Source organism: Kitasatospora sp. MAP12-44, assembly GCF_029892095.1.
Lineage (GTDB): Bacteria > Actinomycetota > Actinomycetes > Streptomycetales > Streptomycetaceae > Kitasatospora.
Map to the genome: position 1 here is coordinate 6,563,399 of NZ_JARZAE010000004.1, position 12,278 is coordinate 6,575,676.

The 12,278-nt window shown below is 73.2% G+C and carries 3 protein-coding genes (1 of these 3 cut by a window edge); all 3 read left to right on the forward strand.

Features of this window, described 5'->3' with window-relative positions; genetic code table 11:
* Tightly spaced (each overlapping or abutting the next), the 3 genes in view from P3T34_RS29905 to P3T34_RS29915 form a layout consistent with a single transcriptional unit that may run on beyond the window.
* Positions 1-4,584 (forward strand): non-ribosomal peptide synthetase, encoded by a 4,584-nt coding sequence (locus tag P3T34_RS29905; protein ID WP_280669138.1) that lies wholly within the window; start codon positions 1-3, stop codon positions 4,582-4,584.
* Positions 4,581-7,814, forward strand: a complete 3,234-nt coding sequence (locus P3T34_RS29910) for an amino acid adenylation domain-containing protein (protein ID WP_280669139.1) — start codon at positions 4,581-4,583, stop codon at positions 7,812-7,814. The genes P3T34_RS29905 and P3T34_RS29910 overlap by 4 nt, the downstream gene beginning before the upstream one ends.
* A protein-coding gene (locus tag P3T34_RS29915; RefSeq protein ID WP_280669140.1) for a non-ribosomal peptide synthetase crosses the window boundary here: on the forward strand, positions 7,811-12,278 show its beginning. 17,105 nt of this gene lie beyond the right edge of the window; the window shows 4,468 of its 21,573 coding nt (coding positions 1-4,468); the start codon lies at positions 7,811-7,813; its stop codon lies off the right edge, out of view. The genes P3T34_RS29910 and P3T34_RS29915 overlap by 4 nt, the downstream gene beginning before the upstream one ends.

Sequence of the window (12,278 nt, forward strand, 5' to 3'; positions counted from 1 at the left end):
TTGACCCGCCCTCTGCTTCTGCCCAGTACCTTCGTGCAGCAGGCGTCGCCGGCGCCGGGCGCGGTGGCCGTGGTTGATCAGGACCACGAGTTCACCTACCAGCACCTGGCCATCGAGGCCGCGCTGCTGGCAGACCGGCTGCGCGCCGCCGGTGTCGGACCGGGCTGCCTGGTCGGCGTCCTGCTGCCGGCCGGCGTCGAGCTGCCGACCGCGCTGCTGGCCGTCTGGCAGGCGGGCGCCGGCTACCTGCTGCTGGACCCCGCGCAGCCGGTCGACAGGGCCGCCGGGCTCCACCTGGTGCTCACCACCGGCGAGTTGGCCGCGCCGGCCGGCGCCACCCGCACGCTCTGCCTGGACGCGCCCGCCGAGGCTGCGCTCGCCGAAGACGCGGCGGTGAGCACCGAGCCGATCGAGCACGCCGAAGCCGTCGCCGCCCTCTGCCGCACCGCCGACGGCACGCTGCTGACGGTGGACCACGCCGACGCCGCCCGCGACGCGCTGGGCCGCGCCGAGCGCTACGGCCTCTCGCCGCGCGACCGGGTGCTCTGCACCGCTACCCCCGGCCGCCTCGCCTGGGAGGTCTTCGCCACCCTGGCCCGCGGCGGGACGCTGGTGATGGCCGGCACCGACCCGCTCGCCGCCGTCCGCGCGCACCGGGTCACCGTGCTGCCGCTGGACGCCGAGCTCGCCGAGCAGGACCCGCAGGAGTTCGCGGGGGTCCGCCTGGTGGCCGCCGCCGACCACCTGGCGCAGCAGCAGCTGATCCGCTGGGCCGAGGGCAGCCGTGCCGAACTGTGGCAGTCCTTCGGCCCGCAGCTCTGCGGCGTGGAGGTCGCCGCCGGCCGCTTCGACCCCGCCCAGCCGCAGGGCCCGTCCCCCGTCGGCCGGCCCGAGCTGTGGGTGCTGGACGAGTACGGCGACCCGGTGCCGCCCGGCGTCCCCGGCGAGCTGCACCTCGGCGGCCTCGGCACCGGCTGCGCCGTCCCCGGCCGGCCCGACGCGACGGCCGACCTGCTGCTGCCCGACCCGGACGGCGAGGACGGCGCCCGCCTGCTGCGCACCGGCCGCCTGGTCCGGCTGCGCCATGACGGCACGCTGGAGCAGCTCGGCCTCACCGACCCCTCGGCCCAGGCCCAGGCCGCCGCCCCCTCGGCCTTCGAGCGCCCCGCCTACGTCGCCCCGCGCACGCCCGAGGAGGCGATGGTCGCCGCGGTCTGGTCGGAGCTGCTGGCCCAGGACGGCATCGGCGCGGACGACAACTTCTTCCAACTTGGCGGCCACTCGCTGCTGTTGACCAAGCTCACCGAGCGCCTGCGGGCCGCCACCGGCCGCGAGCTGCAGCTCACCGACGTCTACGGCGCGCTCACCGTCGCCGACCAGGCCCGGCTGGTCGCGGACCCCGCCGCCGGACTGCCCCCGGTGCTCCCCGTCCCGCGCGACGAGCCGCTGCCGCTCTCCTTCGGCCAGCGCCGGCTGTGGCTGCTGGACTCCGTCAAGGCGAGCCCGGAGTGGGTGATCCCGCTCTTCCTGCGGCTGCCGAGCACCGTCGACACCGCCACCGCGCGCCGCTCGCTGGACCGCCTGGTCGAGCGCCACGAGTCGCTGCGCACCCGCTACCTGACGGTGGACGGTGAGCCGCGCCAGCTGGTCGGCGCCGCCGCGCCCGTCGAGTGGCGGGAGTTGGACGCCGCCGCGACCGAGCGCGAGGCCGTCTTCCGGGCCCAGTTCGAGGACGGCTTCGCCTTGGCCGCCGGCCGCCTGCTGCGCGCCCTGCTGGTCACCGAGCAGGACGGCGAGCGCTGGCTGCTGGTCACCATCCACCACATCGCCTGCGACGGCTGGTCGGCGACGCTGCTGGAGCAGGAGTTCCAGCAGCTCTGCGCCGGTGGCCCCGAACTGCCCGCGCTCCCGGTCCAGTACGCCGACTACGCCGCCTGGCAGCGCGAGGCCCGCACCCCGCAGCAGCTCGCCGCCGACCTGGACTTCTGGCGCGCGACGCTGAACGGGACGGCCTCGCTGGAGCTGCCGACCGACTACGCCCGCCCCGCCGAGCGCGACCCGCGCGGCGACCTGGTGCCGTTCACCTTCTCGCCCGAGCTGGCCGAGGCGGTCACGGCGCTCGGCCGGCAGCGCGGTGCGACCCCGTTCATGATCCTGCTGACCTCCTTCGCGACCCTGCTGGCCCGGCACACCGGGCAGTGGGACGTGCCGGTCGGCGTCCCGGTGGCCGGTCGCGGCCGGCCCGAGCTGGAGCGGGTGGTCGGCTTCTTCCTCAACTCGCTGGTGCTGCGCTGCCGCCTGGACCCCGCGCTCGGCTTCACCGACGCACTGGACCTGGTCCGCGACACCGCGCTGGACGGATTCGCCCACCAGGACGTCCCGTTCGAGCGCCTGGTGGAGGAGCTGCGCCCCGAGCGCGACCCCTCGCGCACCCCGCTCTACCAGGTGGCGCTCAACTTCACCGACGGCCCGGTCAACGGCGGCATGCCCGACACCGAGCACGGCGAGAAGTTCCTCTACGCCCGCCAGGCCGCCAAGACCGACCTGACGCTGTATGTGCGCACCGAGGCCGACGGCAGCTGGACCGGCGCCCTGGAGTACGCGACCGCGCTGTTCGCGCGCGCCACCGTCGAGCGCCTGGGCGCCGGGCTGCTCCAGCTCGTCGAGTCGGTGACGGCCGAGCCGCAGGGCGCGCTCGGCGCCGCCGAGATCCTCCCGGCCGCTGACCGCAGCGAGGTACTGACCCGCTGGAACGACACCGCCGAGCCCTGGGAGCGCACCCCGGTCATCGACCTGATCGAGCGCCAGGCGGCCGCGACCCCGCAGGCCACCGCGCTGGTCAGCGGCGAGACGCGGATCGACTACCGGGAGCTGGACGAGCGCGCCAACCGGATCGCCCACCAGCTGCGCGCCCTCGGCGCCGGCCCCGACACCCCGGTCGGCGTCCTGCTGCAGCGCGGCCCCGAGCTGCTGCCGGCCCTGCTCGGCGTCTGGAAGGCGGGCAGCGCCTACATCCCGATCGACCCGGCCAACCCGGCCGAGCGGATCGAGCACATCGTCCGGGACAGCGGCGCCGCCGTGCTGGTCACCGAGTCGGCGCTGGCCCCGCTGGCAGCCGCCCACCAGGGAGCGCGGCTGCTGCTGGACGCCGACCGCGCGGCGGTGGACGCCCAGCCGTCCACCGCGCCGGCCCGGGTGCTGAGCCCCGAGCACCTGGCGTACGTGATCTACACCTCCGGCTCGACCGGCCGCCCCAAGGGCGTCATGGTCACCCACGCGGGGCTCTCCAACCACCTCCAGTGGGCGGCCCGCGAGCTGGTCACCACCCCCGGCGGCGCCCCGCTGTTCTCCTCGATCGCCTTCGACCTGCCGGCCACCAACCTCTACGCGCCGCTGATGACCGGCCAGCCGGTCCACCTGCTGCCCGCCGACCTCGACCTCGGCTCGCTGGGGCGCACGCTGGCCGCCGCCGGCCCGTTCAGCTTCATCAAGCTGGCCGCCGGGCACCTGGAGCTGCTGGCCTACCAGCTGTCCGACGAGCAGATCAACGGCCTCGCCCAGTGGGTGGTGGTGGCCGGTGAGGCGCTCACGCCCAAGGTCGCCAACCGCTGGCAGCAGGCGCTGGGCGGCGGCCGACTGATCAACGAGTACGGCCCGACCGAGAACTCGATCGGCTCGACCATCCACCCCGTCACCCACCCCTACACCACCACCGTGCCGCTGGGCCTGCCGCTGCCCAACACCACCGGCTTCATCCTGGACGCGGCCGGCCGGCCGGTGCCGCTGGGCGTGACCGGCGAGCTCTGCCTCGCCGGTGACGGCCTGGCCCGCGGCTACCTGGGCCGCCCCGAGCTGACCGCCGAGAAGTTCGTCCCGCACCCCTACGGCCCGCCCGGCAGCCGGCTCTACCGCACCGGCGACCTGGCCCGGCGGCTGCCGGACGGCGCCATCGCCTTCCTCGGCCGGATGGACGACCAGGTGAAGCTGCGCGGCTACCGGATCGAACTGGGCGAGATCGAGACGCAGTTGCTGGCCCACCCGCAGGTGCGGGCGGTCGCGGTGGTGGTCCGCGAGAACCAGGCCGGCGAGCGCGCGCTGGCCGCCTACCTGGTCCCGGTGGACGGCGCCGAGCTCGACCCGGCGCAGCTGCGCACCCGGCTGGCCGGCGCGCTGCCCGAGTACATGGTGCCCAGCACCTTCACCGTCCTGGACGCGCTGCCGCTGACCCCCAATGGCAAGCTCGACCACCGCGCGCTGCCCGAGGCGCAGTCCGGCGCCGACCGGTACGAGGCGCCCGCCACCCCGACCGAGGAGCGGATCGCCGAGATCTGGTGCGAGGTGCTCGGCCAGGAGCGGGTGAGCGTGCTGGACGGCTTCTTCGAGCTCGGCGGCCACTCGATCCTGGCGATCCGGATGGTGGCGCAGTTGCAGGAGATCTTCGACCTCGACATCCCGATCCGTACGGTCTTCGAGTTCACCACGGTCCGCGAACTCGCGGGCGCCGTCGAGGACTTGATCCGCGCCGAGATCGACGACCTCTCCGCGACCGAGCTGGACGCGCTGACTCAGGAGTACTCGGCATGAGCCTGCCCACCATCGACGCCCGCGTCGCCCCCTTCGCGCTGATCCGCGACGAGGACCGCCTGCGGCTCCCGGACGGCCTGGTCGACGCCTACCCGCTCTCCATGGTCCAGGCGGGCATGCTGGTCGAGACGCTGGCCGCCACCGTCGACAGCCCGGTCTACCACAGCCTGCGCGCCTTCCAGGTCCGCGAGGACCGCCCGTTCGACGCCGAGGCGTTCACCGGCGCCGTCCGCGAACTGGCCCGGCGCCACGTCGCGTTGCGCACCACGATGCATCTGACCGGCTACTCGCGTCCGCTGCAGTTCGTGCATGCCGACGCCCTCGGGGTGACCGCGCAGATCCCGACCCGGATCCACGACCTGCGCGGGGTCGGCGACGACCACCGCGAGTGGGCGCTGTGGGAGTTCACCGCCGACCAGCGGGCCACCGGCTTCGACCCGCAGACCGGGCCGCTGCTGCGGATCAACGCCCACCTGGAGTCCGACGAGGCGTGGCGGCTGACCTTCACCCACCACAGCGCGCTGCTCGGCAGCCAGGGCCCCGACATGCTCTCCGAGGAGCTGCTGGAGCTGTACGGCTGCCTGCGCGACGGCGTCGAGCTGCCCGAGCACCAGCTGCCGCCGGTCGGCTTCGCCGACTTCATCGCCGCCGAACTGGCCTCCCTGGAAAGCCCGGAGGACCGCGCGTACTGGAAGAGCATCACCGACACGCACGCCCCGCTCACCCTCCCCGAGGCCTGGGGCAGCCGCCGCGGCCCGGTCGAGCGCTACCGCCTGCATGTGCGCTTCGACGACCTGGTGGACGGGCTGCACGCGCTGGCCGCCCGGGCCGGCGCCTCGCCGCGCAGCGTGCTGCTCTCCGCGCACCTCAAGGTGATGAGCGCGCTGACCCGCGAGGAGGTCTTCCACACCGGCCTGGTCACCGACACCTCGCTCACCGTCCCGGGCGCCGAGCTGCTGCTGGGGATGCAGCTGAACACCCTGCCGTTCCCGCACAGCGGCAACCCGGCCAGCTGGGCCCGGCTGGTCGAGCAGACCCGCGCCCGGGAGAGCGCGATCTGGGGCCACCGGCGCTTCCCGCTGCCGGCCATCCAGCGCGCGGCCGGTACGGACCGGCTGATCACCGTCCTCTTCGACTGCCTGGACCCGCAACCGTCCAGCGCGATCGGCGAGTTCGAGTCGGCGCCGAACGAGTTCGCGCTGAGCGTGACGGTCGTCGGCGACCGCCTCCAGCTGGCCTCCAGCACCGACGTGATCGGCCGCGACTACGCCGACCGGCTGGCCGGGATGTACCGCCAGGTGCTGGAGTCGATGGCCGCCGACCCCGACGGCGACGCCACCGCCTCGCCGCTGCCGGCCCGCGAGACCGCGGAGCTGATCACGGCCTGGAACCCCGCCGTCGGCACGCCGCCCGCGCGCTGCGTGCACCACGCCTTCGAGGACCGGGCCGCCCAGACGCCGGACGCGATCGCGCTGGACTGCGCGGGCGTCGAGCTGACCTACCGCGAGCTGAACAAGCGGGCCAACCGGATCGCCCACCACCTGCGCGCGCTCGGCGCGGGACCGGACACCCTGGTCGCCGTCAGCCTGGAGCGGGGCATCGAGCTGATCCCCGCGCTGCTCGGCGTGCTCAAGGCGGGCGCCGCCTACCTGCCGCTCGACCCGGCCAACCCCGCCGAGCGCCTCGGCTACATCCTGGAGGACGCCGGCGCCCCGCTGCTGGTCACCAGCTCCACCGGGACCGCGGGCATCCCGGCCGGCTACCCGGGCACCCGGATCCTGCTGGACGCCGACGCCGACGCCGCGGCGATCGCCGCCCGCCCTGCCGGCAACCCGGACGTCGCGGTGACCCCGGACAGCCTGGTGTACGCCATCTACACCTCCGGCTCGACCGGCCGGCCCAAGGGCGTCATGCTCCCGCACGGCGCGCTGGCCAACCTGATCGGCTCCTTCGCCGAGCTGGCCGGGCCCGGCACCCGCTGGCTCGCCGCCACCTCGGTCTCCTTCGACATCTCCAACCTGGAGATCCACCTGCCGCTGACCACGGGTGGGCGGATCGTGCTCGCCTCCCGCGCGCAGGCCGCCGACCCGGGCGCGCTGCGCACCCTGATCACCGACCGGGGCGTCACCCACGTCCAGGCCACCCCCTCGGGCTGGCGGGTGCTGCTCGCGGCCGGCTTCGAGGGCCCGGACACCGTCGCCCTGGTCGGCGGCGAGGAACTGCCGCTGCAGCTCGCGGCGGAGCTCCGCGCGCGGGTCGGCCGCCTGGTCAACGTCTACGGACCCACCGAGGCCACCGTCTGGGCCTCCGGCTGGGAGGTCCCGACCGACCCCGAGTCCGTGCTGCTCGGCGCGCCGCTGCTCAACTACGTGCTGCACGTGCTGGACCGCACCGGCCGTCCCGCCGCCCCCGGCGTCCCCGGGGAGCTGTACATCGGCGGCCTCAGCCTGGCCCGCGGCTACGTCGGACGGCCCGAGCTCACCGCCGAGCGGTTCGTCCCGGACCCGTTCGGCCCGGCCGGCGCCCGGCTCTACGCCACCGGCGACCTGGCCCGCCGACTGCTGGACGGCTCGCTGGAGTTCCTGGGCCGAATCGACACCCAGGTCAAGATCCGGGGCTACCGGATCGAACTCGGCGAGATCGAGTCGGCCCTCACCAGCCACCCGCGGATCCGCGAGGCGATCGTCACGCTGCGGGAGAACGGCCTGCTGGTCGCGCATGTGGTGGCCAGTGGCCGAGTCGACGCCACGCGCTACCGCCGCTACCTCAGCCAGCTGCTGCCGACGTACATGATCCCGAGCAGCTTTGTGGCGATCGACCGGATCCCGCTCAGCATCAGCGGCAAGGCCGACCGCCGCGCCCTGCCCTGGCCCGAGCACGCCCTCGCAGCCCCCCGCCCACCAGTGACCGTGCTGCACGAACTGCTGGCGGCCTGCTGGAAGGACGTCCTCGGCACCGAGCCGGCCGGCATCGACGAGGACTTCCGCCAGAGCGGCGGCAACTCCATCCGAGCCGCCCGCCTGGCCGACCGCCTGCGCGAGGAGCTCGGACACGACATCGGCCTGCGCACCGTGCTGGACCACCCGACGGTCAGCCGGCTCGCCGACGCCATCGAGGCGATGACCTCGCCCACCACGCTCGAGGCGATGACCTCGCCCACCACGCTCGAGGCGATGACCTCGCCCACCTCTGCTTTCACCACCGACACGGTCAAGGAGCCCCAGGCATGAACAGCAACGGACCAGTTGCCCAGAACCAGGACACGGCCTCGTTGCGCGCCGAGCTGCTGCGCCGCCGACTGGCCGGCCGCGGCAACGGCGGCGGCGGCCGCCGCACCACGATCGAGCGGGCCGACCGCACCGCGCCCCTGCCGCTCTCCTTCGGCCAGCAGCAGATGTGGTTCCTCAACCGGATGGACCCGGACTCCACCGAGTACGTGGTCCCGCTGGTGCTGCGCCTGCGCGGCGAGCTCGACCGGGGCGCGCTGACCGGCGCTTGGGAGCGGATCGTCGAGCGGCACGAGATCCTGCGCACCCGCTACGCGCTGGTGGGCGGTGAGCCGGTGCAGGTGATCGACGCGCCGCGGCCGGTCGGCCTGCCGCTACTGGAGGTCACCGGGGAGGCGGAGCTGCGCGCGGCCGTCGAGGCCGAGATCGCCCTGCCGTTCGACCTGGAGCACACCGCGCCGGTCCGGGCCAAGCTGATCAGACACGACGCCACCGACCACGTCCTGGTGGTGGCCTTCCACCACATCGCCTGCGACGCCTGGTCGATGCGGCTCTTCGCGGGTGAGCTGAGCGACCTCTACCGGGGTGCGGTGACCGGTGCCAGTGTGGCGGGGCCGAGCGTGACGGCTGAGCCGCTGCCGCTGCAGTACGCGGACTACGCAGCCTGGCAGCGCAAGCACCTCACCGGTGACACCTTGGAGCGCGAACTCTCCTACTGGCGTTACCAGTTGGACGCCGTCATGCCGCTGGAGCTGCCCACCGACCGGCCCCGCCCGGCGGTCCGCAGCTGGGCCGGCGACTCCGTGCCGTTCACGGTTCCCGCCGCGCTCGCCGACCGGGTGCGCGAACTCAGCCTGGAGCACGGCACCACGCCGTTCACCTTCCTGCTCACCGTCTACCAGCTGATGCTCGGCCGCTACGCCGGCTCCAGTGACATCCCGGTCGGCGTCACCGTCTCCGGCCGCAACCGGCCCGAGCTGCAGCAGATCATCGGCTACGGCATCAACACCCTGGCGATCCGCGGCCGTTGGACCGGGGACCCGAGCTTCGCCGCGGTGCTGAAGCAGTCCGCGCAGACCGTGCTGGAGGCCTTCGACCACCAGGCGGTGCCGTTCGCCCGCCTGGTCGACGAGCTCCAGCCGCAGCGCGACCTCTCGCGCACCCCGCTCTTCCAGGCCGACTTCGTGATGCACGAGGACCGCGAGAGCGCCTTCGACCTGCACGGCCTCCGGCTGGAGTCGGTCCTGGAGGACCGGATCGCCAAGTTCGACCTCACGCTGAACGTCACGCACGCCGCCGAGGGCGAGCTGCGGGCCCGCCTCGGTTACGCGACCGCGCTGTTCGACCGGACGACCGCCGAGCGGATGGCCGGGCACTTCCTGCAGCTCCTGGAGTCGGTCACCGCCCGGCCGCAGGACCGGCTCTCGGCGATGGGTCTGCTGTCGCCGGAGGAGTCCGTCCAGCTGCTGGAGCAGTGGAACCCGGTGGTGGTGGAGCCGGTGGAGCGTTGCGTGCACGAGGTCTTCGAGGCGCGGGCTGAGCGGACACCGGATGCGGTTGCGGTCGTGTTCGAGGGTGTGGAGCTGTCGTACCGGGAGCTGAACGAGCGGGCGAACCGGATCGCGCACCACTTGCGTGAACTGGGTGCGGGTCCGGACCAGTTGGTGGGTGTTTCGCTGGAGCGCGGTCTTGACCTACTGCCGGCGCTGCTGGGTGTGCTGAAGTCGGGTGCGGCGTATCTGCCGTTGGACCCGGCGAACCCGGTGGAGCGGTTGGGTTACATCCTGGAGGATGCGGGTGCGTCGCTGCTGGTGACGATGTCGGGGCTGGAGAGTGTGCCGGCGGACTACGCGGGGACGCGGGTGCTGCTGGATGCGGACGCGGCTGTGATCGCGAGCCGCCCGGCGGTCAACCCGGTGCCTGTGGCATCGCCGGAGAACCTGATCTACGTGATCTACACCTCGGGTTCGACGGGTCGGCCCAAGGGTGTGGCGTTGAGCCACGCGAACGTGCTGCGGCTGCTGCGTTCGGCCGATCACGACTTCACGTTCTCGTCCGAGGACGTGTGGACGCTGTTCCATTCCTACGCGTTCGACGTGTCGGTGTGGGAGATGTGGGGTGCGCTGCTGCACGGTGGCCGTCTGGTGGTGGCGTCGTTCGACACGCTGCGCTCGCCGGATGAGTTCCTGGACCTGCTGGTCGCGGAGCGGGTTTCGGTGCTGTGCCAGACGCCCACGGCGTTCCGTTCGCTGACGGCGTTGGCGGCGGCGGGGGACGCGCGGATCGATGAACTGGGCCTGCGGGCGGTGGTGTTCGCCGGTGAGCGGTTGGAGACCGGGGACCTGCTGCCGTGGACGGACCGGTTGGGCCTGTCGGGTCCGGTGCTGGTGAACATGTACGGCATCACCGAGACGACCGTCCACTCGACGTACCACGAGCTGGGCGAGCTGGACCTGGCCCAGCCCAACCGCAGCTTCGTCGGCCGTCCGCTCTCCGACCTGGCGATCCACCTCCTGGACGAGCAGGGAAACTTGGTGCCGGTCGGCGTGCCCGGGGAGATCTACGTCGGCGGCGCCGGCGTGGCCCGCGGCTACCTGGGCCGCCCCGAGCTGACGGCCGAGCGCTTCGTCCCGGACCCCTTCGGCCCGCCCGGAGCCCGCCTCTACCGCTCCGGCGACCTCGCCCGCCGCCTGGAGGACGGCAGCCTGGAATGCCTGGGACGCATCGACACCCAGGTCAAGATCCGCGGCTACCGCATCGAACTGGGCGAAATCACCAACCAGCTGCGCACCCACACCTCGGTCCGCGACGCCGCCGTCATCGCCCGCGAGGACATCCCCGGCGACAAGACCCTCGCCGCCTACATCGTCACCACCGAGGATGCGGCGCTCGACCCGATCGAGCTGCGCACCCACCTGTCGGGCCTGCTGCCGAGCTACATGGTTCCCAGCGCCTTCGTCGCCATCGACCGCATCCCGCTGACCAACAACGGCAAGCTCGACGCCCGCGCTCTGCCCGCCCCGGACCGCGACGCCTTCGCCACGGCTGCGCACGTCGCACCGACCACAGCAACCGAGTTGCTCTTCGCCGGAGCCTGGGCGGGGATCCTCGACCTGGACGTCGAGCAGATCAGCGTCCACGACAGCTTCTTCGACCTCGGCGGCGACTCGATCCGCGCCGTCCGACTGGCCGGTGCGCTGCGCGAGTTGGGCCACGTGCTGACCATCCGCGACATATTTGCTCACCGCACCATCGCCCAGCTGGCCGCGCACGCGGTGCCCGGCTCGGCGGCCGAGGCGTTCGTGCCGGTGGCACCGTTCGAGCAGATCGGCGCGGCGGACCGGGCGGCGCTGCCGGCCGACGTGGTCGACGCCTACCCGCTCTCCCAGGTGCAGACCGGCATGCTCGTCGAGATGCTGACCAGCACTGTCGAGGGTGCCTACATCAACCTCAACTCCTTCCGGATCCCTGACACTCAGGCGTTCTCACCGACCGCCCTGGAGGCCGCGCTGCGGGTCGTTGTGCAGCGTCACGACATCCTGCGCACCTCGATGCACCTCGACGGCTACAGCGAGCCACTCCAGCTGGTGCACGCGAACGCCGAGGTGCCGGTTGCCGTGCACGACCTGCGCGACCTGGACACCGCTGAACTGCACCAGGCGCAGCAGGAGTTCGTCACCGCGCAGCGGGCCGAGCCGCTCGACCCGTCGGTGGCGCCGTTGCTGCGGGTGAGCGTGCACCTGGAGTCCGATGCCGCCTGGCGGCTGACGCTGACCCAGTGCCACGCGATCACCGAGGGCTGGAGCCTCAACTCCCTGACCATGGAGCTGCTGACCGCCTACCGGGCCATCCGGGACGGCCAGGAGCAGCCCGTCCACGAGGCCGCGGGCGTGCGCTACGCGGACTTCGTGGCAGCGGAGTTGGTGTCGCTGGAGAGCGAGGAGGACCGGTCCTACTGGAAGGGGATCACCGATGGCCACACGCCGTTCGTCCTGCCGCAGGCTTGGGGGAGCGACGAGGGGGCCGATCCGCTCCGGGTCACGGCCGAGTACGGGGATCTGGAGGACGGGCTGCGCGCGCTGGCACGGCGGGCGGGCGCTTCGCTCAAGACCGTCCTGCTGGCGGCGCACCTGACGGTCCTGAGCTCGCTCACCACCGAGAGCGCCTTCCACACCGGTCTGGTGACCCACGGCCGACTCGAAGTGCCGGGCGCCGAGCGGGTGTTGGGCATGCACCTGAACACCCTGCCGATCGCCTTCACGGCCGGGTCGGCGACGACCTGGGTCGAGACCGTGCGGCAGGTGTTCGCCCGTGAGACGGAGATCTGGGGCCACCGGCGCCACCCGCTGCCGGCCATCCAGCGTGCCTCGGGTGCGGAGCGACTGATCACCGTCCTGTTCGACTACCTGGACTTCCACCAGGTCGACGACGGCAAGATCGACCGGGCGGGCACCATCGGTGGCGCGG